Annotated in this window: 25 protein-coding genes; 10 read left to right on the top strand and 15 right to left on the bottom strand. The window is 71.6% G+C overall.

Annotated features, from left to right (window positions below):
* Positions 1-161 precede the first annotated feature (161 nt).
* Together ACIQPT_RS35320 and ACIQPT_RS35315 are read right to left on the bottom strand one after the other, a co-directional pair.
* Positions 162-818 (bottom strand): hypothetical protein, encoded by a 657-nt coding sequence (locus ACIQPT_RS35320; RefSeq protein ID WP_401162132.1) that lies wholly within the window; start codon positions 816-818, stop codon positions 162-164.
* Positions 819-1,005: 187 nt separating this feature from the next.
* Positions 1,006-1,941 carry a hypothetical protein gene (locus ACIQPT_RS35315; protein ID WP_401162130.1) on the bottom strand — a complete coding sequence of 312 codons (936 nt, stop codon included), beginning with the start codon at positions 1,939-1,941 and terminating at the stop codon, positions 1,006-1,008.
* 767 nt (positions 1,942-2,708) lie between these two features.
* Between ACIQPT_RS35315 and ACIQPT_RS35310 the strand changes: the two genes are divergently transcribed.
* The 7 genes from ACIQPT_RS35310 (at position 2,709) to ACIQPT_RS35280 (ending at position 9,970) form a co-directional block, all read left to right on the top strand.
* Positions 2,709-3,923 (top strand): helix-turn-helix domain-containing protein, encoded by a 1,215-nt coding sequence (locus ACIQPT_RS35310; RefSeq protein WP_401162128.1) that lies wholly within the window; start codon positions 2,709-2,711, stop codon positions 3,921-3,923.
* A 201-nt stretch (positions 3,924-4,124) separates the two neighbouring features.
* On the top strand, positions 4,125-4,388 hold the full coding sequence (locus ACIQPT_RS35305; protein WP_401162126.1) for a hypothetical protein: 264 nt from the start codon (positions 4,125-4,127) through the stop codon (positions 4,386-4,388).
* A gap of 104 nt (positions 4,389-4,492) precedes the next feature.
* On the top strand, positions 4,493-4,966 hold the full coding sequence (locus ACIQPT_RS35300; RefSeq protein WP_401162124.1) for an SCP2 sterol-binding domain-containing protein: 474 nt from the start codon (positions 4,493-4,495) through the stop codon (positions 4,964-4,966).
* Positions 4,967-4,970: 4 nt separating this feature from the next.
* On the top strand, positions 4,971-6,185 hold the full coding sequence (locus ACIQPT_RS35295) for an acyl-CoA dehydrogenase family protein (RefSeq protein WP_401162122.1): 1,215 nt from the start codon (positions 4,971-4,973) through the stop codon (positions 6,183-6,185).
* Between the two features lie 467 nt (positions 6,186-6,652).
* Positions 6,653-6,829: a hypothetical protein gene (locus ACIQPT_RS35290; protein WP_157846367.1), complete on the top strand. Its 177-nt coding sequence runs from the start codon at positions 6,653-6,655 to the stop codon at positions 6,827-6,829.
* A 135-nt stretch (positions 6,830-6,964) separates the two neighbouring features.
* Positions 6,965-7,819, top strand: a complete 855-nt coding sequence (locus ACIQPT_RS35285; RefSeq protein ID WP_401162120.1) for a hypothetical protein — start codon at positions 6,965-6,967, stop codon at positions 7,817-7,819.
* A gap of 57 nt (positions 7,820-7,876) precedes the next feature.
* The gene (locus tag ACIQPT_RS35280; RefSeq protein ID WP_401162118.1) at positions 7,877-9,970 is read left to right on the top strand and encodes an MDR family MFS transporter; all 2,094 of its coding nucleotides are present in this window, start codon (positions 7,877-7,879) and stop codon (positions 9,968-9,970) included.
* Positions 9,971-9,986: 16 nt separating this feature from the next.
* Here the strand turns inward: ACIQPT_RS35280 and ACIQPT_RS35275 are convergent, their stop codons facing one another.
* The 4 genes from ACIQPT_RS35275 to ACIQPT_RS35260 all read right to left on the bottom strand — a co-directional run bounded on the left by ACIQPT_RS35275 (position 9,987) and on the right by ACIQPT_RS35260 (position 12,489).
* On the bottom strand, positions 9,987-10,421 hold the full coding sequence (locus ACIQPT_RS35275) for a YchJ family protein (RefSeq protein WP_401162116.1): 435 nt from the start codon (positions 10,419-10,421) through the stop codon (positions 9,987-9,989).
* Positions 10,422-10,525: 104 nt separating this feature from the next.
* Positions 10,526-11,335 (bottom strand): SAM-dependent methyltransferase, encoded by an 810-nt coding sequence (locus tag ACIQPT_RS35270; RefSeq protein WP_401162115.1) that lies wholly within the window; start codon positions 11,333-11,335, stop codon positions 10,526-10,528.
* A 57-nt stretch (positions 11,336-11,392) separates the two neighbouring features.
* Positions 11,393-11,629, bottom strand: a complete 237-nt coding sequence (locus tag ACIQPT_RS35265) for a DUF397 domain-containing protein (protein WP_010058136.1) — start codon at positions 11,627-11,629, stop codon at positions 11,393-11,395.
* The gene (locus ACIQPT_RS35260) at positions 11,629-12,489 is read right to left on the bottom strand and encodes a helix-turn-helix domain-containing protein (RefSeq protein WP_401162113.1); all 861 of its coding nucleotides are present in this window, start codon (positions 12,487-12,489) and stop codon (positions 11,629-11,631) included. The genes ACIQPT_RS35265 and ACIQPT_RS35260 overlap by 1 nt, the downstream gene beginning before the upstream one ends.
* 207 nt (positions 12,490-12,696) lie before the next feature.
* Between ACIQPT_RS35260 and ACIQPT_RS35255 the strand changes: the two genes are divergently transcribed.
* Both ACIQPT_RS35255 and ACIQPT_RS35250 read left to right on the top strand, forming a co-directional pair.
* Complete coding sequence (locus ACIQPT_RS35255) at positions 12,697-13,173, top strand: ATP-binding protein (RefSeq protein WP_401162111.1); 477 nt, start codon at positions 12,697-12,699, stop codon at positions 13,171-13,173.
* Positions 13,167-13,604 (top strand): hypothetical protein, encoded by a 438-nt coding sequence (locus ACIQPT_RS35250; RefSeq protein WP_401162109.1) that lies wholly within the window; start codon positions 13,167-13,169, stop codon positions 13,602-13,604. The genes ACIQPT_RS35255 and ACIQPT_RS35250 overlap by 7 nt, the downstream gene beginning before the upstream one ends.
* Before the next feature lie 22 nt (positions 13,605-13,626).
* Here ACIQPT_RS35250 and ACIQPT_RS35245 read toward each other — a convergent pair whose 3' ends face one another.
* The 6 genes from ACIQPT_RS35245 to ACIQPT_RS35220 form a co-directional block, all read right to left on the bottom strand.
* On the bottom strand, positions 13,627-14,973 hold the full coding sequence (locus tag ACIQPT_RS35245) for a 6-phospho-beta-glucosidase (RefSeq protein WP_401162107.1): 1,347 nt from the start codon (positions 14,971-14,973) through the stop codon (positions 13,627-13,629).
* A gap of 152 nt (positions 14,974-15,125) precedes the next feature.
* Entirely contained in the window at positions 15,126-16,691 is a 1,566-nt protein-coding gene (locus tag ACIQPT_RS35240; protein ID WP_401162106.1) for a cytochrome P450, read from the bottom strand.
* 122 nt (positions 16,692-16,813) lie between these two features.
* Positions 16,814-17,428 (bottom strand): GTP-binding protein, encoded by a 615-nt coding sequence (locus ACIQPT_RS35235; protein WP_401162104.1) that lies wholly within the window; start codon positions 17,426-17,428, stop codon positions 16,814-16,816.
* Positions 17,409-17,780 carry a DUF742 domain-containing protein gene (locus tag ACIQPT_RS35230; RefSeq protein WP_103509680.1) on the bottom strand — a complete coding sequence of 124 codons (372 nt, stop codon included), beginning with the start codon at positions 17,778-17,780 and terminating at the stop codon, positions 17,409-17,411. Before ACIQPT_RS35230 ends, ACIQPT_RS35235 begins: the two co-directional genes overlap by 20 nt.
* Positions 17,777-18,184: a roadblock/LC7 domain-containing protein gene (locus tag ACIQPT_RS35225; RefSeq protein ID WP_007454741.1), complete on the bottom strand. Its 408-nt coding sequence runs from the start codon at positions 18,182-18,184 to the stop codon at positions 17,777-17,779. Before ACIQPT_RS35225 ends, ACIQPT_RS35230 begins: the two co-directional genes overlap by 4 nt.
* Positions 18,181-19,824, bottom strand: a complete 1,644-nt coding sequence (locus ACIQPT_RS35220) for a sensor histidine kinase (protein WP_401162102.1) — start codon at positions 19,822-19,824, stop codon at positions 18,181-18,183. Before ACIQPT_RS35220 ends, ACIQPT_RS35225 begins: the two co-directional genes overlap by 4 nt.
* Positions 19,825-20,392: 568 nt before the next feature.
* On the opposite strand from ACIQPT_RS35220, the gene ACIQPT_RS35215 reads away from it, so the two are divergent.
* Positions 20,393-21,163 (top strand): IclR family transcriptional regulator, encoded by a 771-nt coding sequence (locus ACIQPT_RS35215; RefSeq protein WP_401162101.1) that lies wholly within the window; start codon positions 20,393-20,395, stop codon positions 21,161-21,163.
* Between the two features lie 13 nt (positions 21,164-21,176).
* Here the strand turns inward: ACIQPT_RS35215 and ACIQPT_RS35210 are convergent, their stop codons facing one another.
* The 3 genes from ACIQPT_RS35210 to ACIQPT_RS35200 form a co-directional block, all read right to left on the bottom strand.
* Positions 21,177-21,683 (bottom strand): MarR family winged helix-turn-helix transcriptional regulator, encoded by a 507-nt coding sequence (locus ACIQPT_RS35210; RefSeq protein ID WP_401162099.1) that lies wholly within the window; start codon positions 21,681-21,683, stop codon positions 21,177-21,179.
* A complete protein-coding gene (locus ACIQPT_RS35205) occupies positions 21,680-23,377 on the bottom strand; it encodes an FUSC family protein (protein WP_401162097.1) in 1,698 nt (565 codons plus the stop codon). Before ACIQPT_RS35205 ends, ACIQPT_RS35210 begins: the two co-directional genes overlap by 4 nt.
* 115 nt (positions 23,378-23,492) lie before the next feature.
* Positions 23,493-24,335 (bottom strand): phospholipid scramblase-related protein, encoded by an 843-nt coding sequence (locus ACIQPT_RS35200; protein WP_401162095.1) that lies wholly within the window; start codon positions 24,333-24,335, stop codon positions 23,493-23,495.
* Positions 24,336-24,377 lie beyond the last annotated feature (42 nt).

Below are 24,377 nucleotides of genomic sequence, written 5' to 3'. Positions count from 1 at the left end.
GGGGGGCCCGGCGGCGCCCCGCGCCGGGGGGGGGGGGGCGGGGGCGCCCGCCCCCGGGGGGGGGGGGGGGGGGGGGGGGCCCCACGCGGGGGGGGGGGGGGGGGGGGGGGGGCCCCCGGCCGGCCCACGACACTCAGGTGCGGGAGGTCATCGGCGGTGGGTCACCCGCTGATGTTCGGGGACTGGCCCGATGCCGCGTTGACGATGGTGTACAGGCCCTCGAAGCTGGCGGTGGTGCCGACGATGCCGCAGCCGCCGCCGACCTTGTTGGCGATGTTCAGGGTGAGCCCGCCGCCCGAGGTGTCCAGGGTGCCGTTGCTGCCGCCCGCGCTCGGGTTGTTGTACTTGGCCGCGACCGTGCCCGTGACGTCGAAGGTGCAGGGGCCGAGGACGCTGTTCCCGGACACCGTCGCCTTGATCTCTCTGATCTCACCGGTCGTCTGACCTGTGGAGTTGGTGCCGGCGCCCGCCGCGTAGTCCAGACCCCAGATCTCCCACGGCGGTGTGGTGTCCACCTCCCACGTCGAGCTGAACGGCCCGGTGCACGGCGAGTTGAACGAGATGTCCGAGATGGACGCGAGGTTGGCCGGGCTGCCGGCGACCGGGGAGGCCGGAGCGTTGCCCGAAGCGGCGGAGGTCGCGCACTGGATCTTGTTGCCGTTGTTGTCGGTCAGGACGGTCACTCCGGCGCTGCCGTCGAAGTCGCCGGTCGGACTGATCGTCCAGCTGGTCGGCGCGGCGAGGGCCGAGGGGGCGGCCAGGATGACGGATGCCGCGGCGGCACCGATCGCGGTCAGGACACCGGTTCGCTTGAACATGGGGGTACTCCCTTTGCTCGTCCCGTTGGGGATCTGACTGAACGTGACTGGAGAGGTGCTTGCTCGTTGTCGGCCGTGCCGGACGGTGCGGCACTCTGCGGGTCCATGGGGGTGGACGTGAGGGCGTGCGGGCGTGCGGGCGTGAGGGCGGCTTTCGCACCACCTCCTCGTACGGGGGGGTGAGGGCCTACCGCTTCGCGGAGTGCCAGAATTCCGACAGCTTCCTGCCCTCGTCCGGGGCGAGGCCGGCGGGGTCGTAGGGGCTGCCGAAGTACGTCGAGGTGGCGTCCAGCGTCACGCTGTTCTTCCCGGCGGCGGACGGGAGGCCGGTCTTGAGGTTCACCGCCCAGTCCAGGAGCCCGGCCCCACAGCCACTGGCCCCCGGAACGGCGAAGGCCGCATCGCCCTGGTCGGCGCCGTCGAAGGTGTAGCGCCCCATCTCGCCCTCGTCGTCGTTCGGGGTCCCGTCGGCCGCGAACCGCTGGAGCGAAAGGCTCGGCGCCGTCAGGTTCTGCGGCTTCAGAAGCACCGGATTCGCGGTGGTCCCGATGTAGCACTTGTCACCCAGGAACGGATTCTTGAGGTGGATGCGGACCGGGATGGTGAGAATGGGCTCACCGGTGGAGAAGGCGGCGCTCATGTTGAAGTCGCGCGGCGCTCCGGCCGGTTCGATGGTGGCCGTCACACGGTTGAGATTGTTGTCCGTCAGCTGACGGCAGATTCCTGATACAAGGGGAATTCCGCTGGGGCACATCAGCCCGATCAGCCCGCCCGGAATCTCCGCCGGATCCGCGGTCAGCGCGCCCTCGGGCGGGGCCACCAGCGAGGCGGAGCCGTCGGCGCGCTGGACGACTCCGAGCTGCAGATCGGTCTCTCCGGTGGTGACCTCCGTCGTGCCCAGCGTGATGGATCCGGTGGCCGAGCTCGACGCTATGCAGGTGGCGATGGTGTCGATGCCGTCCGCGGCCAGCATGGCGGGCGCGTCGACCGGGCAGCGGTCGAAGGGCGCCCAGTCGCCGTTGAGCTGGGTGGCGGCGGTGGCCGATCCGGTGGAGAGCGCAGCGCTGAACGCCGTGAATGCCGCGAGCAGACCTACGCGGGTTCGATTGGAAACGGATCTCATGTCGTCCCCTCTGTCGGCCGCCGTGGCGCGGCCTCGTGCACGAAGTTGACCGGTTCTGCAACGCATGCCCGCACCGCGACGAACCGTCGACGGTGATGGAGCCTCGGGTGGGCCCGGGGGCGGAGGATCGGAGCATCAAATTTCGGGCAGATTTCGTGACCGAATTGATCGAGGCGTGATGTTACTCGCGGGAAACAGGGCGACACAATCCGTCCGTCTAAGATTCTTTGCACCGCACTCTTTTTGATCCGTAAATGAGCATCGGGGCATGGTCGCCTTATCAAGGAATGCGCACCCGGGGGCGTGGAATTACGCACCGGGGGCCGGAACCCCGCGCGTCGTGCGTACGGCGGCACCGCCGGAGCGACGGACCACGGAAGCCCCGCCTCCGTTCACTCACGGATGGCATGCGAATCAGCCAAGCGGCCGGAAACACCCACCCGGAAGGGATCGTTCACCCACGTTCTCCGTGGTGCGCACCACGCCGGGAACAACTCGGGCGCCGCGGAACGCGTTTGTTGTCATCGCCGGAGCAGGCGGCCGAAATTCATTGTCCGAAAGCGCGCAGTACCGCCCGACCTGCACGGAAGTCGCACAGTGCGGCCAGGATGTGTGCCCCTTGCACTTCGATCTTGTCCAAGTGGTGTGCAGTGCCTGTTCCTTGGTCTATCTTCGTCGCGAACTTGGTACGCACCTGTCGGTTCGTGGGAGCGCTTTCCCCCACCGCCTCACCCCACCACCGGGCGCCGAGAGCAAGGGGACATGTCATGGCACACCTCATACAGCCGCTGGATACCGAAGACCCGCTGGGGCCACTCCCCCAGGAATTCGCGGCGATCATGCGGCCCGAACTGCCCAGCCTCATCAAGGAAATCGGCGTCGAGGTCACCCGGGCCTATCCGGAATACGCCCGACTGCTCGACGGCCCGAACGGGCAGGCCATCCGGGTGGGCGTGGAGCAGAGCCTGGCTTCCTTCGTCGATCTGGTGGCCGAGCCCTCCTCCCCCACCACGCTCCGGGACGACATGTGCCGGCGGTTCGGACGGTTCGAGGCGTACGAGGGCCGGAGCATGGACACCCTCCAGGGGGCCTACCGGCTGGGCGCACGGGTGGCGCTGCGGCGGGCGAAGAAGGTCGGGCAGAGCTACCACCTGTCCCCCACCCTGATGCTGAGCTTCGCCGACGCGCTCTTCGCGTACGTCGGCGAACTGGAATCGCTTTCCCGGGAAGGCTTCCTGGAGGTGCAGTCCCAGTCGGGCGAGCACAGCGAGGCGCTGCGCCGCCGTCTGCTCCATCTCATCCTCGCCGGACGCCCGGCCCCGGGCAGCGCCATCGCCGATCTGTGCGAGCAGGTCGGGTGGCCGCTTCCGGAGGAGGTCACACTGATCGCCGTCCGGGCCCCGGCGGAGCTGGACCGGCTCAGCGCGGACCGTGACCTGCTCGTCGATCTCAGCGCCCCGCAGCCGCATCTGCTGATCCCGGGAGCGCTGGACGACGCGCGAAGATCCATGCTCGAACAGGCCCTGCCGGCCGGCCGTGCGGCGATCGGGCTGACCGTCCCCACGGCGCTGGCCTGCGAGTCGGTCCGCTGGGCCCGCCGGGTGCTGGAGCTCGTCGACTCCGGCGTGATCGACGACGCTCCGCTGATCCGCTGCGAGGACCACCTCACCACCCTGTGGCTGCTGTCCGACCCCGCCCTGCTGGACCAGCTCGCCCAGCGGGAGCTGGCCGCCGTCGCGGGGATCAGCGCCACCCGCCGAGACCGGCTGGTCGAGACGCTGCGGATCTGGCTCGACACCCGGGGCACCGCGGCGCAGATGGGGGCGCTGCTGGATGTCCATCCGCAGACCGTGCGCTACCGCATGCGGAGCCTGGAAACCATCTTCGGTGACCAACTCGTCGATCCCGAGAGCCGTTTCGCCACCGAGGCCGTGCTGCGCGCGCTGCGCCTGCGCGCCCGCTCCACCGGCACATCCCCCTGATCCGGATCACGTTCGGCGCGTCAGGTCAACTTACCGGCGCGTAAGGCGAAATAGACGGTCAGTCCCAAACGGTTGCGACACGGAGACGTATCCGACGAGAAACCCGGAACCGCGTCCCGTACACAGGAAGGAACCTGCCGCCCATCAGGCGGCAGGCCCCGTGCACCGCCTCCTGGCCAACCATCCGAGAGGGAACGTCCCATGACCGCCTCGCACCTCCTCGTCCCCGTCCCGATCCCGGACCGGGTCGCCGCGCTGATCGGTTCGTGCATTCCGCCGCACATCCTCCGGGCGGAGTTCGACGCCGACTGCGCGGCCCGCGAGGTCCGCAGATTCCGCGGCCCCCGGCTCGGCGTCGAGGACCAGGCCGACCGGGAGCAGGCCCTGTCCGACCTGGCCCGCGCCAACAAGGTGCTGGCCGCGCACCATCCACGGCTGGCGGTGCTGCCCGGCTCGCCCTTCTGAGCCGCTCCCCCGTCGAGCCCGCCGGCGGCGGACCGCTCTTGCGACGCGCCGCCACTCCCCTTACCTTACTCCAAAGTAAGTTTACTCCGGAGTAAGGATTTGGCGTGGACGGAACCAGCAGCGGCAACCTCACCGACGGCCTGGCCGGGCTCGACTTCGCGGCGGTCGCACCCGAGGAGTTCGCACGGATCGTCAAGGGCCTGTCCGCCAAGCAGCTCGCCGAGATCATGCGGGGCGAGCTGCGCACCCGGATACTCGGCGAGGTCTTCGGCCGGATGAAGCAGCAGTTCCGGCCCGAGGCGGCAGGCGACCTCACCGCCCTGATCCGCTGGAAGATCACCGGGGAGAGCGACGCGGTCTACGAGACCGCGATCGCCGACGGCACCTGCGAGGTCGGCCCCGGCCGCTCCGACGCCGAACCCCGCACCACGCTGGTGATGGCCGACGCCGAGTTCCTCAAGCTCGTCTCCGGCAACGGCAATCCGGTCACCATGTTCATGACGCGCAAGCTCAAGGTCGCCGGTGACGTCGGCCTCGCCTCCGGCCTGACCCGCTACTTCGACATCCCGAAGGCGTGAGGGCATGAGCTTCTTCTCCCTGGCCCTGACCGAGGAACAGCAGGACCTGCGCAACTGGGTGCGCGGCTTCGCCGCCCAGGTGGTCCGCCCGGCCGCCGCCGAGTGGGACGCCCGCGAGGAGACCCCCTGGCCGGTGATCCAGGAGGCCGCCCGGATCGGTCTGTACGGCTTCGAATCGCTCGCCGACCTGTACGGGGACCCCACCGGGCTGTCCCTCCAGATCGCCAACGAGGAGCTGTTCTGGGGCGACGCGGGCATCGGCATGGCTCTGTTCGGCACTTCGCTCGCGGTCGCCGGAATCTTCGCCTCCGGCACCCCGGACCAGCTCGCCGAGTGGGTGCCGCAGTGCTACGGCGACGAGGACGACCCGAAGGTCGCCGCGTTCTGCGTCTCCGAACCGGGCGCCGGATCCGATGTCTCCGCGATGACGACGCGTGCCCGCTATGTCGAGGCGAGCGACGCGTGGGTGATCTCCGGTCAGAAGGCGTGGATCACCAACGGCGGCATCGCCGGGGTCCATGTCGTCGTCGCCTCGGTCGACCCGTCGCTCGGCTCCCGGGGACAGGCCGCGTTCATCGTGCCGCCCGGCACGAAGGGGCTGACGGCGGGCCGTACGGTCAAGAAGCTCGGCCTGCGCGCCTCGCACACGGCCGACCTCTTCCTCGACGAGGTCACCGTGCCGGGCCACTGCCTGCTCGGCGGAAAGGAGAAGCTGGAAGCCCGCCTCGCCAGGGCGCGGGAGGGCGGCACCGCCAAGGGCCAGGCGGCGATGGCGACATTCGAGGTCAGCCGCCCGACCGTCGCCGCGCAGGCACTCGGCATCGCGCGGGCCGCCTACGAATACGCCCTGGAATACGCCGGTGAGCGCGAGGCGTTCGGCAGGCCGATCATCGAGAACCAGTCGATCGCCTTCGCCCTGGCCGACATCCGTACGGAGATCGAAGCCGTACGGCTGCTGATCTGGCAGGCCGCCTGGATGGCCCGCAACGACCGCACCTTCGACGCGGGGCAGGGCTCGATGTCCAAGCTGCGGGCCGGTGAACTCGCGGTCGCGGCGACGGAGAAGGCGGTCCAGATCCTCGGCGGCGCGGGCTACAGCCGGGAGCACCCGGTGGAGCGGATGTACCGCGACGCCAAGATCTACACCATCTTCGAGGGGACCAGCGAGATCCAGCGGCTGGTGATCGCGCGGGCGATCTCGGGGCGGCACATCCGCTGAGAAGGAGGAGAAGAGGAAGTAGAGGGAGGAGGGCAGGTAGCGGGAGGAGGGCAGGGGGGCGCCGACCGGGCGAATCCGGTGTTTTCCCCCGGTCGGTGACGGTCGGTGACGGTCGGCACATGTGATCCTCGTCGCGCCGAACGCGTACGAGAACGCGGAACGGAGCCCCGGAAATCGTCGTCCGGCCGGCGCGGCCGCGGAGCGTCACCGCGTGCGCCGGGACGTGCGCGCAACAGCCGTCCGGCGCCCCGCCACACGCCGCCGACGTGCGACAACAGGGTTCGGATCGCCCGGTCGTGACGATCCGTGGCGATGCGTGGCGATGCGTGGCGACGGTGTGGAGACGGTCGCGGCGCGGGAGGACGGCGTGCCGGTACCGCTTCGAGGCCGGGAACGAACGGTGCACGTGGTGGGCCCCACACGTCGGACCGGTGCCCGGCCCGGCTCCGTACCACTAGCCTCTTCACATGACCTCCACTTCGACCGAGCCGACGCCTGCCCGCCCGATGGTTGAGCTGAACGCGGAGATCCGCGCTCTGGTCGCCGACGGCGGTGTGGTGTCGCCGGAGGGCCGCCGGGAGTACGAGCGGCTTCTCGTCGAGTGGGTCGCGGCCGTACGGGGCGGATCCGCGGAAGCCGTCTGACGTACGGGTACGGCGGCGGGTACCGGCCGGGAGTCGTAAGACTCCGGCGCAATGGGAACCACCCCCTCCGCGGGGCCCGGCCGGGATGTCGGCGATAGTGATCGTCCGTCCGCGTCCTCACCCCGGGAGCACCCCATGACCGCCGCGTCACCCGCCGGCGCCCGCCGCCCGTCCCTCCTGCTCGTCACCGATCTCGCGTACGAGGCCCGCGGCCGCCGCTACTGCGACGAGGACATCCACCTCGGCTCCCGGCTGCGCGAGGCGTTCGACGTCGCGCTGTGCCATCCCCGGGACGCGGCCGCGCTGCTGGACCGCTTCGACCTCGCCCTCGTACGCAACAGCGGGCCCGTGCTGCACTACCGGGAGGCGTACGACGCGTTCCGCGCGCGGGCGCGCGAGCTGCGGACGCCGGTCTACAACCCGCTGGGCGGGCGCGGCGACATGGCGGGCAAGGAGTATCTCGTCGAGATGAGCCGGGCCGGTCTCCCGGTCATCCCCACCGTGGACCGGGCGGCGGACCTGCCGAAGCTGCCCGATGTCCCCCAGTACGTGGTCAAGCCGAAGCTGGGGGCGGACTCGGTCGGGCTGCGGTTCGTCACGGCGGCGGAGGCCGGGACCGAGCTGGAGCGGGCGGCCGAGGGCTCCCTCCTCGTACAGCCGCGGATCGACTTCCGCCACGAGGTGTCCTTCTACTTCGTCGACCACGACTTCCAGTACGCGCTGTACGCCCCGGACCCGGAGCGGCGCTGGGTGCTGGAGCCGTACGCGGCCGACGCGGCGGACCTGGCGTTCGCCCGGCGCTTCATCGCCTGGAACTCCCTCACACACGGGATCCAGCGGGTCGACGCCTGCCGTACGGCCCAGGGCGAGCTGCTGCTGGTGGAGCTGGAGGACCTCAATCCGTATCTGTCGCTCGACCGGGTCGGCGAGGACGTCCGGGAGGCGTTCGTGGCCCGGCTGAAGACGTCGATCGCCTCGCTGCCCCGCTGACCCCCGTCCGGCCCGTCCCCGCATGCGGGGGCGTGGGGCCGGTGTGAGGGTGCAGGGGTGACGACTGCCAGCGAGCAAGCCCCCGCCGCGCAGAGTGCCGCCGCGCCGCCGCCCGTCCTCGACCGGCGGCGGCGCAACATCGTCTTCGCCACGATCGTGCTCGGCATGCTGCTCGCGGCGCTGGACCAGACGATCGTGGGTACGGCCCTGCCGACGATCGTCTCGGATCTGGGCGGCGCCGCGCACATGTCGTGGGTGGTCACCGCGTATCTGCTGGCCGAGACGGTGGCCACCGTCCTGGTCGGCAAGTTCGGCGACCTGTTCGGGCGGAAGCTGGTCTTCCAGGTCTCGGCGATCATTTTCATCACGGGATCGTTCCTGTGCGGCCTCGCGTCGGACATGCTGCTGCTGATCATCTGGCGCGGTATGCAGGGCATCGGCGCGGGCGGCCTCATGGTCACGTCGATGGCGCTGATCGCGGATGTGATCCCGCTGCGCGAACGGGGCAAGTACCAGGGCGCGATCGGGGCGGTCTTCGGCATCTCGACCGTGATCGGACCGCTGCTCGGCGGGCTGTTCACCGACCATCTGACCTGGCGCTGGGCGTTCTACGTCAATGTGCCGATCGCCATCGTGGTGGTGATCGCCGCCGCCCGGAACATTCCGTCGGTGAAGGCCGCGGGCCGGCCGGTCATCGACTACGCCGGAATCGCGCTGGTCACCGTCGGGGCCAGTGCGTTGATCCTCGCGACGAGCTGGGGCGGGAACGAGTACGCCTGGGGCTCGCCCATGATCATCGGGCTGTTCGTCGCCGGGCTGATCGCCCTGGCGCTGTTCTGCCGGGTGGAGACGCGGGCCAGGGAACCGATGCTGCCGATGCGGCTGTTCCGGAACCCGGTGTTCACCGTCTGCTCGATCCTCAGCTTCATCGTGGGCTTCGCGATGCTCGGCTCGATGATCTTCCTGCCGACCTATCTGCAGTACGTGGACGGGGACTCGGCGACGCTCTCGGGGGTGCGGACGCTGCCGCTGGTCGTCGGTCTGCTGGCCGCCTCGATCTTCAGCGGCAACGCGGTGAGCAAGACGGGCCGCTACCGGGTGTTCCCGATCGTGGGGACGCTGGTCATGGCGGTGGGGCTGTTCCTCCTGTCCCGGATGGGGCCGGGGACCGGCGTCTGGCTGGAGTCCCTGTACATGGTGGTGCTGGGTCTCGGCATCGGCCTGGCCATGCAGGTGCTGACGATCGCCGTGCAGAACACCGTCGACTACGAGGACCTGGGCACGGCCACCTCGGGCGTGACGTTCTTCCGTACGCTGGGCAGCGCCTTCGGCACGGCGGTGTTCGGCACCATCTACGCCAACGCGCTCGGGCCGAACCTCGCCGACGGGGTCGCGCGGGCGGTCGCCGCGGGCGGTGACCCGGCGGTGCTGGCCGGCGCCTCGCAGAGCCCGCAGGCCCTGCACGCGCTGCCCGCCGCCCAGTCGGAACCGCTGGCGCTGGCCTACGCGGACACGCTGCACACCGTGTTCCTGTGGACGGTGCCCATCGCGCTGATCGGCTTCGTCGTGGCGCTGTTCCTCAAGGAGGTGAAGCTGCGGGACTCCGCGCGGCTCGGGTCGACGGACATGGGCGAGGGCTTCGCCCAGCCGGGCAGCGGGGACTCGGCGAAGCTCCTGGAGTTCTCGGTGGCCGCGATCCTGCACGGGGCGGGGCCGGACACCGCCCGGCAGATCGTCGCCGGCTCGGACACCCGCCTCGACATGGCGGGGGCCTGGGCGGTGATGCAGGTGGACCTGTTCACCCGGATGGTCGGCCATGCGGGCCTCGGCCTGATCGCCGCCCGGCACCGCATCCCCCCGGAGGTGCTGGTGCCCGTCTTCGACCGGATGATCGAGGAGGGCTATCTGACGGGCGACGGGCGGCTCTTCTCTCACACGGCGGCGGGCCGGCGCGAGGCGGCGGTGATCTCCGACGCCTGGGGCCGCTGGCTCAACGACCGCCTGGCCGAGGACGGCGCCCGCCCCGACGACCATCAGCTCCGGGCCACCGTGGACGTGATCGCCAAGCGGCTGCTGGCGGAGGACCTGGCGCAGGAGCTGTCGCCCGCGGCCGGACCCGGCGGCTCGACGCGGCTGGGGGCTCCGGTCTGAGGCGGACGCCCCGGGGTCAGTCGACGAAGACCGCCGTCGTGTAGACCCAGGCGCCTTCGTGGCGGGCGAACCGGCTCTTCTCGTGGAGGGAGTCGGGGCGCCCGTCGTCGGTGTAGTGGGCGCGGAAGGTGACCGTTCCGGTGGAGTGGAAGGCGGTGCCCTCGGTGGTGTCCAGGATCTCCAGGCGTACCCACCGCATCGACGGGTCGAAGTCGACGCCGGGCGGCCGGGTCCCGGGGTGCCAGGTGCGCAGCAGATACGCCGCGTCCCGGACGACGAAGGCCGCGTACCGGGAGCGCATCAGGGCCTCGCAGGTCGGCGCGGCGGCGCTGCCGGAGTGGAAGCGTCCGCAGCAGTCCCCATAGACGGCGGGCAGGCCGCAGGGGCACGGGGAGGCCGCGGTGATGCGCGGGTCGGCAGGTACCCGGGGCCGGGAGGTGCGTCGTGACATGGGTCCATTGTGACGCGGGGCGGCGGCCGGGTCCGCCGGGGCGCGGCGCCCGGGCATGGGGACGTCATGACCGGACACGCTCCCGGTGCCCGAGCGCGTACGGGTCAGGGCTTGCGCGCGACGCCCGCGTATCCGGGGATCGGCTCGTCGCCCGGGACGTCGATGACCTCGCCGAGCTCCGGATGCCACGCGGCGGAGAGCGTGACTCCCGGCTCGACCAGTTCGAGGCCGTCGAAGAACGCGGTGAGCTCGGCGCGGCTGCGGGGCCGCAGGGTCATGCCGCGCGCCTTGTACATGGCCCGTGCCTGCGCGGCGCCCTCCGGGTTGAAGTCGCCGGTGGTGTGCGAGAGCACCAGATAGCTGCCGGAGGGAAGCTGCCCGACCAGCTTGTCGACCAGGGCGGCCGCGCCGTCCTCGTCGTCGATGAAGTGCAGCAGGGCCAGCAGGGAGAGGGCTATCGGCTGCTCGAAGTCCAGCACCTTGCCGGCCTCGGCCAGGATCGTCTCCGGTTTGCGGGCGTCGGCCTGGATGTACTCGGTGGCGCCCTCGGGCGTGGAGCGGAGCAGGGCCGCCGCGTGAGCGAGCACGATCGGGTCGTTGTCGCAGTAGACGATGCGGGCGTCGGGGGCGGCCTGCTGGGCGATCTGGTGGAGGTTCGGCTCGGTGGGTATGCCGGTGCCGATGTCCAGGAACTGGCGCACACCGCTCTCGGCGAGCCAGCGGGTGGCCCGGTGCATGAAGGCCCGGTTGACCCGCGCCATGTCACGGCCCCGCGCGTCCAGGGCGAGCAGCTGACGCGCCATCTGTTCGTCGACCGGGTAGTTGTCCTTGCCGCCGAGGAACCAGTCGTACATCCGGGCCGGATGCGGCTTGCTGGTGTCGATCTCGATGGAGTGGGGTTCTTGCCCGGTCATGGCGCGCTCCGTGGTCGAGTGTCCGTACAGAGTTGGGGGCGATGCGGGGATGCGATGTCAGGTGAGGAGGAAGTCGGCCTGGCCGGCCTTGGCGCCCTGGATGAACGCGGCGATCTCGCCGTTGGAGTAGATGAGAGCGGGGCCGTCCGGGTCGGCCGACTGGCGTACGGCGACCCGCCCGTCGGCGAGCTTCATGGCCTCGATGCAGTTGCCGCCGTTCCCGCCGCTCCACGGCTTGTACCAGCCTTCGGAGCCGAGGTCACCGGCCGGCATGCCGTTGTATATGTGGTTCATCACAGCTCCTTGCGGAAGTCCCGGAGGATTTCCTTCGTGCGTTGTGCAGTTGCGGCCTGAGCCGCCATGCGGTCCATGACTTCGAGGTAGGAGGCCACCTCGGGGCGGGCGTCGAAGTAGACGGCTCCGGTCAGGTACTCGCTGTAGACCATGTCGGGGAGTTCGGGGACGGCGAACCGGAAGAGGACGAACGGTCCGTAGGTTCCCGGGTGGTGGCCGGTGGCGAACTCCGCGATCTGGAGCGTGACGTGGGGAAGCTCCGTGGCTTCGAGCAGCTTGTCGATCTGCGCGCGCATCACCTGCGGGCTGCCGACGGGCCGCCGCAGTACGGTCTCGTCCATGATCGCCCACAGTTTGGGGGCGTCGTCCTTGGCCAGCAGGGACTGGCGCTCCATACGCAGCGCCACATGGCGCTCGATGTCCTCGGGGCGGGTCTGGCCGACCGCTCCGGTCCGCATCACGGAACGCGCGTAGTCCTCCGTCTGGAGCAGTCCGGGCACGAAGTGCGGCTCGTACATGCGCAGGAGGCTCGCCGCGCCCTCCAGGCTGACGTACATGCTGAACCAGTCGGGCAGGACGTCGTGGAACCGCTGCCACCAGCCCGGCTTGTTCGCCTCCTCCGCCAGCTCGACGAAGGCGTCGGCCTCCTGTTCGGCGACGCCGTACGCCTTCAGCAGCGACTGGACGTAGGGGATCTTCAGCCCGACCTCGGCCGTTTCCATTCTGCGTATCGTCGCCGGGGCGACCCTGAGCACCTTCGCCGCCTGGTCCCGGGTCAGGCCGACACGCTCGCGCAGATCCTGCAGGCGCTTGCCGAGGACGACCTGGCCCACGGTCGGGGCGGACCGCGGTTCGCTCACTTCAGACCTCCCCATGCGCTGTTTTGCGAGCAGTGTGCCATGCGTGCGCCCCCAACGACACAGTCACTCTGGAAATTTCAGAGTGCCCCTTGCCAAGTGTCATCGTCAGGGGGAGAGTTGACTCCCGAACCAGTTCGCTCAGTCATGCCCGCTCCCGAGCACCCGGGGAACGAAGCGTGACGCAGCCCCCACTGTGAGGAATCGGTCGTGGCACCTGGCAGTGCGCTCATCCCCCGGCTCATGGACCTCAGCCCCGGGACGGAGGCGCTCCGTTACTGCTTCGCGCTGCCGGCGCACCCCGAGTCGGTGGCCGGTGCGCGCGAGCTGACGCGGGCCCGGCTGGACGCCTGGAAGCTGGGCCGCGACGCCTGTGACGCTGCCGTCCTCATCGTCTCCGAGCTGGTGACCAACGCGGTCGTGCACACCGCGAGCACCCGGGTGGTGTGCGAGCTGAGCCGGCTCGGCAGGCGACTGCGGATAGCCGTGCAGGACCAGGGGCACCAGCCCGGCGGCCCGCGGCTGCGCCGCTCCTCCGACGACGAGCACGGCCGCGGTCTGCTCCTCGTCGACGCGATGAGCAGCGCCTGGGGCTCGTACGACGCCGGGGACTCCTCCGGGCGCATCGTCTGGGCGGAGCTGCCGCAGGAGGCCGAGCAGCTCTCCGGCACGGAGCGGCCATGTTGAGGAACGCGCTGTCCCGGCTGCGCGCGGCGCACCGGGCCCGGACGCCCGAACAGGCCCGTGGCGGCCGGGTGCGGCTGGCCCTGCCCGCCTCGATGTCGGCCAGCCTGGGCTGCGACGCGGTCGGGGTGCCCGCCCGGCACGGCTTCCGCCTCATGTCCCATCTGCCGCGCACCGGATGCGTCTTCGCCGACGCGGACCGCTGGTGGTGGATCGTCCCGGCCGGCTCCGATCTGGATCTCGACTGGCCCGCGCAGGTGACGTACGCGCGGGACGCCGATGTGCCCGGCGGCCGGCCCCGGTTGATCCACTCACCGGAGGGCCTCACGCCGTACACCCCGCCCATTCCCCTCTTCCTGATGGTCTGCCAGGTGACCGGGGTGACGCCGAGCTGGGCCGGCGCCGGTACGCCGAGCGTCGTGTCCGCGCCCTGATCCCCGCCGCCGGTCCGGTGGCTCAGGGCCGGTCGAGGTACGCGAGCCCCGGGTGGACCTCGGTGTAGCGGTCGAGCAGCCGCCGGGCCACCGCCACGGAGTCGACCAGCGGGTGCAGCGCGAAGGCCTGGACGGCGGCCGCGCGGGATCCGCTCTCCGCCGCCTCCAGCACCGCCCGCTCCACGGCCTTCACCGCGGTGACGAGGCCGACCGCGTGGTACGGGAGGGGCGGCACGGCCACCGGATGGGCCCCGTTGGCGTCGACGAGGCAGGGCACCTCGACGACGGCGTCCTCGTCCAGGGCCGCGAGGGTGGTGCGGTTGCGGACGTTGAGGATCAGCGAGGTGCGTTCGTTGCGGGCGACGGCCCGCATCAGGGCGAGCGCGACCTGTTCGTAGCCGCCGGACTCCAGGTCGCTCTCCTCCCGCTCCCCCGCCCCGGCGACCTCACGGTTCTCCGCCATGTACGTCGCCTCGCGTTCGGCGCGGGTGCGGTCCCAGGTGGCCAGGGCGGGGGTGCCGGGCTCCCGCATCCGGGCGTAGAAGCCCTCCTGCTGGTCCCGGAGGAAGGCGCCCCGGGTCTGTTCGGCCTCCTGGTAGGCGGTGACGGCTTCCCGGTTGAAGTAGTAGTAGTGCAGGTATTCGTTGGGGATCGCGCCCAGCGACCGGAGCAGTTCCGCGCCGAAGAGGCGGCCCTCCTCGAAGGATTCGAGGAGCTTCGGGTCGGCGAGCAGCCGGGGCAGTTCGTCCCGCCCGTCCACATACAGCCCTCGCACCCACCCGAGGTGGTTGAGCCCGGCGTAGTCGATCCAGGCCCGGTCCGGATCGGCGCCCAGGACGCGGGCGATGCGCCGCCCGAGCCCGACCGGCGAGTCGCAGATCCCGATGACCCGGTCGCCCAGGTGCCGGGACATGGCCTCGGTGACGAGGCCCGCCGGATTGGTGAAGTTGATGACCCAGGCGTGCGGGGCGAGCCGGGCGATGCGCCGGGCGAGGTCGAGGGCGACGGGGACGGTGCGCAGCCCGTACGCGATGCCACCGGCGCCGACGGTCTCCTGGCCGAGCACGCCTGCGTCGAGGGCCACCCGTTCGTCGGCGGCGCGGCCGGCCAGTCCGCCGACCCGGATGGCGGAGAAGACGAAGTCGGCGCCGCGCAGCGCCTCGTCGAGTTCCGTGGTGGCGACGACGGCGGGGGCGTCCGCGATGCCCCGCCCCTGTTCCGCCAGGACGCGGGCGACGGCGGTGAGCCGGTCGGCGTCGGTGTCGTACAACGTGACCCGCGAGACGCGGCCCTCGGCGTGATCGCCGAGGAGGGCCCCGTACACGAGGGGCACCCGGAATCCGCCACCGCCAAGAATTGTCAGCTTCACGCTGCTCGATGGTACGGGCAGGTCCGGGCTCCCCGGCCGCTGCCCACGCGAGCGGGTCCAAGCTCCCCGCACCCTCACGGGCGTACGACGCGGCGGCCCCGGGCCCGTGGGCGTGATCCGGGGCCGCCGCGGCGGGACGGGTCAGCGGCGGATCAGTAGCCGCTCCACCAGCGGGTGACCGCCTGCCAGAGCCGGGCGGGGGCGGCCGGGCGGCGCTGCCGAGGGATCGTCGCCACCGGAGCGGGCTCGGCGGCGGGGGCCGGTGCGGCCGCGGGGGGCGCGGCCGGGGCGGTCCTGGGGGCCGCGCCCGGGGCGTGGGCGGGCTGTGCGCCGGCCGCCTCGTACCGGGGCTCGGGAACGGGTCCGGCCGGGGAGGAGATCTCCCAGGCGTCGGCCGGGCGGGCGGCGCGGGCCATCACCGAGAGCGGGTCGGCGTCCAGCTTCTGCTGCGGGCTGGGGGCGAACTTCACCGGCAGCTCGACCAGGTGGCGGGACATGATGTTGCCGACCCGGCGCAGTTCGTTCTCCGCGACGCCGAGCTCCAGGTCCGGGAGGCGCATCAGGAGCGCGTCGACCCCGACGTCGGCGATGGCACGGCCGATGTCCTGGCCCGGGCACTCGTGGGGGCCGCCGCTGAAGGCGAGGTGGGCGCGGTTGCCGCCCATGTCGGCGCCCAGGTCCGGGCGGACGACGGGGTCGGTGTTGGCCGGGGCGATCCCGACGAGCAGCGCGTCGCCCGCCTTGATCTGCTGGCCGCCCAGCTCGGTGTCGCCGACCGCCCAGCGGCCGAAGACGGCGGTGAACGGCGGCTCGTCCCAGAGGGTCTGCTCCACCGCCTCGGGGACGGTCATGTGTCCGCCGCTGAGCCGGGCGCGGAAGCGCGGGTCGACCAGGACCATGCGCAGCACGTTGGCGATGAGGTTGGCCGTGGACTCGTAGGCGGCGATCATGATGAGGCGCAGATGCTCCACGACCTCGATGTCGGTCATCGTCGCGGGGTGCTCGACGAGCCAGCTGGCGAAGTCCGGCGCGGATTCGGCGCGGCGCCGCTCGACCAGGCGCGTCAGCACGGACACGATATGGGCGTTGCTGGCCACGGCGGTCTCGGTGCCGCGGGTCATGTCCCGGGCCGCCTGGACGAGACGCTCGTCGTACTCCTCCGGCATGCCGAAGATCGCGCACACCACCATCATCGGCAGATGCTCCGCGAACTGGCTGACCAGGTCGGCGGTGCCCTTCTCGCAGAAGTCGTTGACGAGGCGGTTACTGAAACGGTTGATGTGGCGGCGCACGCCCCGGGTGTCGATGCGCTCCATGCTGTCGGTGACCGCGCCGCGCTGGCGCTCGTGCTTGGCGCCGTCGGCGAACACACAGACGGGCTGCCAGGTGAAGATCGGGGCGAGCGGGTGGTCCGGGGCGACGCTGCCGTCCTGGAGGGCCCGCCAGCGCCGCGAGTCCCGGGAGAACTGGGACGGCGTACGGGTGACGTGGAGGTTCTCGCTGTGGCCGAGCACCAGCCAGGCGGGCACGTCGCCGTGGAGCAGGACCGGGGCGACCGTGCCGTGTTCGGCGCGGAGCTTGTCGTAGAGGCCCGCGGGGTTGTTCTCCGCCTCGGGGCCGTAGAGCCGGCGCAGTCCGCCGGGGCCGGTGTCGAGGTTGTGGGCCGGGCACTGGGGCGGCGGCACGGCGCCGGGTTCGTGGTGGAAGGGGGTTGTCACAGGGGCTCCAGGGATCAGGATTCCAGGGCTGGTGCACAAGCGGGCGGGACGGGGCGTCCGGGCGCGGACCCGGCCGGGGGCGTACGCCAGGGGATGGCGCGCGCCCCCGGAGTGTCGGGGCGTCAGGCGAGCGGGACGGCCAGGTTGTGCAGATAGCGCATCAGGGTCATCAGCACATCGCGGCTGGAGGCCCGCAGCCGGGCGTCGCAGTCGACCATCGGGACCTCGTCCGGCAGGTCGAGGGCTCTGCGCAGGGCCTCGACCGGGTGGTGCGGCGCGTCGGGGAAGGTGTTCACGGCCACCACGAACGGCACTCCGCGCTCCTCCAGCCGGCCGATGACGTCGAAGCTGACCTCGAGCCGTCTCGTGTCGATGAGGACGACCGCGCCGAGGGCGCCCTCGAAGAGGCCGTTCCACAGGAACCAGAAGCGTTCCTGGCCGGGGGTGCCGAACAGATAGAGGATCAGTTCCTCGCTGAGGCTGATCCGGCCGAAGTCCATGGCCACGGTGGTGGCGGTCTTCGTCTCCACCCCGGCGTTGTCGTCCACGCCGACGCCGGCCTGGGTCATGGTCTCTTCGGTCGTCAGGGGCCGGATCTCGCTCACCGAGCCGACCATGGTCGTCTTGCCGACGCCGAACCCGCCGACGATCACGACCTTCACCGCGGCGGTGGCCGTGGTGGGAAGGACGTCCTCGCTGCGGGGTCCGGTGATCGTGTCAGAGCTTCTGAAGTCCATGCATCACCGCTTCGAGAAGGGACCTGTCGGGGAGAGTGGCGCGGACGATCGGCGCGCGCGACTCGATGAGTTCGGTCGCGAGGAGATCGCTCAGGAGCGAGGTGACCACGCTGAACGGCAGGCTGAGGTAGGCCGAGATCTCGGCGACGGACAGGGGGGCCTGGCAGAGCCGCAGGATGGCCGCCTGCTCGGGCTGGAACGTCGGCGAGGGCTCCGCCTGCGCGACGACCATCGTGACCAGGTCCAGCGCGGCCCGTTCGCTGTCGTCGAGGTCGCCGGTGATCACGTACAGCCGTTCCGGATCGAGGAGATCCGGATCGGCCTTGCGGCGTTCTCGTCGAGGACCACTCATCCGGACTGCCCGCCGTGGCGGGGCGGGCTGGTCAGGTGGGCTCCGATCCGCACGACCATGTCCCGCATCCGGGCGCCGACGAGTCCGGCGTCGACGGTCTCGCCGGCCAGGACCGCGAGATAGGCGCCTGCGCCGGCCGCCATCAGGTAGAAGAACCCGCCCGTCACCTCGATGACGACGAGCTTCATGAGGCCGTCGCTGTACGGGATCTCGGTGGCCACCGCGGCGGCCAGGCTCTGCAGTCCTGCGCAGGCCGCCGCGAGCCGGTCGGCGACATCGGGGTCGCCGCCGTGCATCGCGATGCGCAGGCCGTCCGAGGAGAGCACCACGATCTGGTGGATGCTCGGAACGTCGTCGGCCAGTTCCTTGAGCATCCAGTCCATGTTTCCCCGCTGCTGGATCACTTCAGGTCTCCCTTGTCCCACGCGTCATCGGAGTCTTCGCCGTGCTTTCGTTCCTGCGGTACGCCGTTGACGGCCTTGGTGAAGGCCTCCAGCCACAGGCCGGGGGGCTTCTCCTCGCCGCGTCCGTCGTCCGCGCCCTCGTCCCGGCCGGGCTGGAACCCGTTCGTGGGGGCGGGGGGCGGCGGCGTGGGCTGCTGCGGGAGGTTGTGCGAGCCGAGCGGGGCGCGGCCCCGGCTGCGGCGCTGCGGCAGCCCGTTCTCGGTCCACTCGGTGACCACGGGAAGCTCGTCCTCCATGGCTGCCGCGGGAACGGCCGGGCGCGTGGCGGCCGCGGGAGCGCCGGTGGGGACCGGTGCGGCGACGGACGGCACGGGGCCGGTGGCGGCGGGCTTGGGCTTGCGCTTGCCGGGCGGCGGCACCACGTGCTGGAGCTGCGACATGTCCAGGGAGCTGGTGGGCCGCGAGGTGGCGCCGATGCCGTGGGCGATGCCCGGGGCGGGCCCGGTGGTGATCATGTCGCGCGGCACGATGAGGACGGCGCGGACGCCGCCGTACGCCGACTGCCGCAGCGACACCTGGAGTTGGTACATCCGGGAGAGCCGGCCGACGACGGCCATGCCGAGGCGCGGGGACTCCCCCAGGTCGTTCATGTTGATGCCGGCCTGGGCCTGGGCGAGCATGTTCTCGGCCCGGGCGCGGGCCTCCTCGCTGAGGCTGACGCCGCCGTCCTCGATCTCGATGGCGATGCCGGTCTGCACCTCGACCGCGGTGACGTGCACCCGGGTCTGAGGCGGGGAGTAGCGGGTCGCGTTGTCGAGGAGTTCGGCGCAGGCGTGGATGAGCGGCTCGACCGAGGTGCCGACGATGGCGACCTTGGCGATCGAGTGCAGATCGACGCGCTGGTACTCCAGGATGCGGGACATCGCGCCGCGCAACACGCTGAACAGCGGTACGGGCTTGGGCCACTGGCGGCTCGGACGGGCGCCGCCGAGCACGGCGATGGAGTCGGCGAGGCGGCCGATCAGCGCGGTGCCGTGGTCGATGCGCAGCAGGTCGTCGAAGACCTCGGGGTTGCGCCCGTAGTGGTTCTCCATCTCCCGCAGTTCACTGGCCTGGCGGTGCACGATCGCCTGGACGCGGCGGGCGACGCTGACGAAGGCGCGCTGAGCGGAGTCACGCCGCGCCTCCTCGTTGTCGATGACTTCGAGGACCTGGTAGATCTGCTCGCGCAGCGCCTTGGGCAGATGGCGGTTGGCCACGTCCGCGTCGACGATGTCGCGCATCACTTCTTCGGGCGAGTTGCCCACGCGCAGCCGCCGGATGGCGGCGGGCATGACTTCCTTGGTGAGCCGTACCGTCTCGGCGTCGTGCGAGAGGATGCGGTGTTCCAAGTGGGCGATGCGCTGTTCGTACTCCGCGCGCTGGACGCGCATGGCGCGCCGGCGGCGGTGCAGCGCCACGGTGAGTACGGCGACCACGAGCGTGGTGATCGCGCCGCACACGGCGACTGGTATCCGCGCGGCCGGTGCGACCAGGGCCGATCCGGCGGCGGTGGCGCCGAGGAGCAGGGCCACGGGCAGCAGGACTACGCGGACGACGGGAATGTCTCTGTCGGTCGGCGGTGATTCAACACGGACCATCTAAAACCCTCTGGCGGTTGATTCCGGGATGTATGCGCACGTGAGCGGAGACTCGGGAACAAGTGCTCGAATTCATCTCAACTCGACTTCACTGCGCGTGAGCTTAGCCAGATCAGAACAGTGCTTCGGCATATTCACCCAACCCCCTGCGGAAGCCCGCCGAGAGGAATACACTCACCAGGTTTTGCACTCAGCGCTGTGGAGCGTGCGCGAGGAGTGACAGGCTCCGGAAATCGCCCTTCTGGAGGGCCCGTTGTCCCGGAGACCGATACGGACCCGCCCACCCAAAGCTGCTTTACGGGGCAACTCGCCGCACAGGTCCACCCGTTCGTACCGCAGAGCAGGACAGAGGCACACGTGATCGAACCGGATCGAAAGGTGCAGATTCCTGACCGACGGGCGGGTGGCGCGCAAAGTCGCCGTGCTGACGCGTATACGGACGCCCTCCCGCGCGCGCTGCGGACGCCCTCCGCCGCGTACGCTCCGACCGCCCGGCACGACGGCGCCGGACCGGGAATCATGTCGGTCGGCGGCACACCGACGGTGACGAGAAGGATCGGGCGGGAACATGAGCATGACGGCGGCCGGCGACTACACGATCGCATCGCTGGACACGGGACTCCGGGCCCTGCGGCTCTTCCTCACCCATGACACCCTCACCGTCAGCGAGGCCGCCGAGCGGTTGTCCGTCGGGCGGTCCACCGCGCACCGGGTGCTGAGCACCCTGGAGAGCCGGGGGTTCGCCATCCGCGACACATCGGGGCGGGGGTATGCGGCGGGCCCGGAGCTGGTGCGGCTCGGCCGCCCCGCCGGCTTCGGCCCGGCGGCCCGCGACCGGCTGCGGCCGGTGCTGGACGACGCCGTCGCGCGGACGGGCGAAACGGTGCACAGCGTGGCGCTCATCGGCGACCAGGTCGTCGTCACCGACGGCCGCGAGTCGGGCCATCCGGTGCGGGTGGCCCTGCGGTTGGGGTGGACCGGCCCGGCCCACGCGGAGGCGGGCGGCAAACTGCTGCTGTCCCGGATGACGGCGGACCAGGTGTGCGCGCTGTATCCGCGGGAGGAGCTGGAGCCGCTGACGCCGCGCACCCTCACGTCGCGTACGGCCCTGCTGGACGAACTGGCGCTGATCCGGCGCAGGGGGCACGCGGTCGGCCGGGGCGAGTCGGTCACCGGTATGACCGCGGTCGCCGTCTCCCTGGGCGGGTCCAGCTGGCGGGACCGGCTCGCCCTGGTGGCCGCCGCCCCCGCCGACCGGTCCGACGAGGCCGCGACGGCCGAGCGGGCGGCGCTGCTCGAGGAGTCGGCCGCGCTGGCGGTACCGGCGCACCCCGGCTGAGCCGGCCGCCGGGTCAGCGTCGGGCGCCGCCGAGCCGCCCCTCCAGCTGGACGAGCAACTCGCTGAGCCGGAAGCCGAGTTCGTCGCGACCGCCCTCGTCGAGGCCGGCGAGCACGGCGCGCTCGTAGGCGAGCTGCTCGGGCAGCAGCCGGTCGACGAGGGCCCGGCCCTCGTCCGTGAGGCGGACATGGGCGACCCTGCGGTCGCGGTCGTCGCCCCGGCGGTCGACGAGGGCGCGGTCCTGGAGGGCGCGCAGCCGCTTGGTGACGGCGGCTCCGGAGGAGAAGGTCTCGCGGGCCAGCTCGCCGGGGGTCAGCTCCCGGTCCGTCCGGCGTACGGCGCCGAGCAGGTCGAATTCGGCGCGGGTCAGTCCGGCGGAGCGCAGCGGGGCGTCCTCCGCCTGCTGGAGGAGGGCGGCGCAGCGGTTGATCCGGCCGATGATCTCCATCGGTCCGGTGTCGAGCTCGGGGTTGACGGCCTGCCACTGCCGGACCACCGAGGCAACGATGTCGTCGGTCACTCCGCTCCGATCGAAGGGGCGTGGGCCGTGGGCCCGCGCCGTTGTGCTGTCGCGGCGAGCGTACGGTGTCCGGCCTGCTCGGCCGCGAGAAGGCGCTGCTCGGGCAGGGCGCGCTGCCACCATTCGCCCGCCGCGGTGTCACCCGCCTCGCGCAGTTCGACGAGGCTCGCGGTGAGGGTCCGGCGGGCCCGGTCCCGTTCGGCGGGGGCGGCCCCGTGGTCGGCACCGGTCCGTTCGGCGTCGGCGCGGGCCCGGCGGGTGGCCTCCAGCGCCCGTTCGACCCGCCGCGTCGCCCGCCGGTTGGTGACGAGCGTCGCGGCCAGGAAGCCGGCGGCCGCGCCGAGGACGGTGTCCAGGACCCGGTCGCCGATGAGTTCCCCGGCCGGGTGGGTGCCGCCGAACTCCAGGACCAGCAGGGCCATCGGGGTCACCGCGACGGAGCCGAGCCAGTAGTTGCGGGTGATGAGGGCCTCGGCGGCGAAGCTGAAGAAGAGGCAGCAGCAGACGAGGGCGAGCGGGCTGATCCGGGACACCGGCAGGACGGCCACGAAGACGAGCACGCCCAGCAGGTTGCCGAGGGTGCGCTGGAGGGCCCGGTTCCAGGAGAGGGTGATGTTGGCCTGGTAGAGGGAGGCGGCGGTGACGATCGCCCAGTAGGGGCGGCCGACGCCGAGCGCGGCGCAGAGGTATCCGGCGAGCGCGCAGCCGGTCAGGGTGCGGACGGCGACGGGCAGCAGCGGTGATCCGGGACCGAGTCGGCGCAGCAGGGCCCTGCGGGCCGCGCGGCGGCGATCGGGGGCCCGCAGGGCGGCGCGTTCGGCGTCGATCCCGTAGAGCTCGTCGGCGGTGCCGGGGGCCGACGGCGGCGCGGGCACGGGCCCCCGGGCCCGGGTCAGGGCGGCCCAGGCGCGCAGCCGGTCCGGGTCCGCCGCTCCGCCCCCGGGGCGCGGCTCCGCGAAGGCCGCCTCGGCGTGCACCACCAGGCGTTCCAGCGACCGGCGTACGGGGGTGGGGCGGCCGGCGGCGAGCAGGCACTGCCAGGCGGCGTGCACGGCGGCGGCCGCGGCGTTGCGGGTGCGGGGGCCGGGGTCGGCGGCGCACGCGGCCGCGGCGTCCAGGGCGCGGGCGACGGCCCGGCGTTCGGGGCCTTCACGGCGGACCAGGGCGGGCGCGACGGCGACCAGCCAGGCGAACGCGCCGGCGCCGAGCGTCAGGGCGAGGTGGCCGGGGATCTGTGCCAGGTGCTGTGGGGCGAAGAGGGCGGCGGAACTGACGAAGGTGAAGATCACATGGGCGGGCGGTCCGATCCGGGTGGCGTCGCACAGCACCTTCTGGGCGGCGGCGAGCAGCGCGCCGACGGCGATGAGCACGGCGGTCGATCCGGTGAGGGAGGCGGTGACCAGAGAGACGGCGAGGCCGGCCGTCATGCCGAGCACCACACCGGCGAGGGCCCGGGCCCGCCGGGCGTACGGCAGACCGTGACCGTAGAGCGCGCAGAGCGATCCGGCCATGGTGTACATCACGAGGTCCAGGCGGCCGAGGGCCAGGAGCGTCAGATGGGGGACGGCGGAGGCGACGACCACGCTGAGGGCGGGCTTGAACCAGGTGTCGGACGGCCGGGAGAGCCGGAGGGCCGAGGCCAGCGGGAGGGCCCGGACGGAGGGGCGCCGAGGCCGTATGGATGTATCACTCACCCATATACGTTAACAGGTATTACACCCGTAAATTATCTCTCGCGCACAACACAGCAGGACGCCGCCGCCCGGTTCCGGGCGGCGGCGTCCTGAGGGGTCGGGCGGGAACGGCCGGTCAGCCGAGGCCCCGGGCATCCTGCTTGAGGGCGGTGTCCACGGTCAGCGCCGTGGCGACGACCAGACTGAGCAGCGGCTCGGGCAGGCGCTGGTGGATCTGGAGCACATAGTTGTCGGCCGTCGTGAACATGGTCTTCGCGAGGCCTTCCCAGGTCTTGGTGATCCGGGCGATCTCGGTGCCGTTGTGGTCGACGATGGCGAAGTTCCAGGCGCGCCAGTTCTCCGCCTTGATCGCACCGACCTGCACACCGCCGGCCGTCATGGCGAAATTGATCTTGCCGATGGCGTTCTGCTGGACGATCTCGCCGACGGGCTGCCCGTCGGGGCGCTGGACGATGACGCGCGACTTGATGAACTTCGCGGGGCGGGTCAGCAGCAGTTGCGGCCGGCCGTGCGCGTCGCGGATCTCCAGGCGGTGCGTCAGGTACTGGTCGATGCTGGAGACGAACCGGAGCACCTTGCGCAGCGCGCTCTGGCCGACCTGGACGACCGAACCGACGGTCGCCCCGTGCTGGTCGAACACGCGGTACTCGTTCGTGACCTCGATCAGCTTGGCCTTCTGGTTCACCACCAGGACCGGCTGGTCGAAGAGCGAACCGGCGGACACGGCCTGCTGGGCCTGCGGGGACTGCTGGGCGGGGAACCCGCCGGCGGCAGGGGGCTGCTGAGCGGCCGGGGCCTGCTGAGGCATGGGGGTCTGCTGGGCGGCGGCGGGGGCCTGCTGTCCGTCGGCCGGATGCGTGTGCTCGGTCCACCGGGTCCCGTCCCAGTAGCGCAGCAGCTGCGGGGCGCCATGGGGATCAGGGAACCAGCCCGCGGCTATGTTCGATTGCGTGGTCACTCGGGCACACTATCCCGCGGACAGCTCGACAGCTCGACCCAT

The sequence above is a fragment of the Streptomyces sp. NPDC091289 genome, assembly GCF_044757365.1.
Lineage (GTDB): Bacteria > Actinomycetota > Actinomycetes > Streptomycetales > Streptomycetaceae > Streptomyces.
The sequence above is the reverse complement of the archived record's forward strand: the minus strand, read 5'-3'. Positions and strand labels throughout refer to the sequence as shown.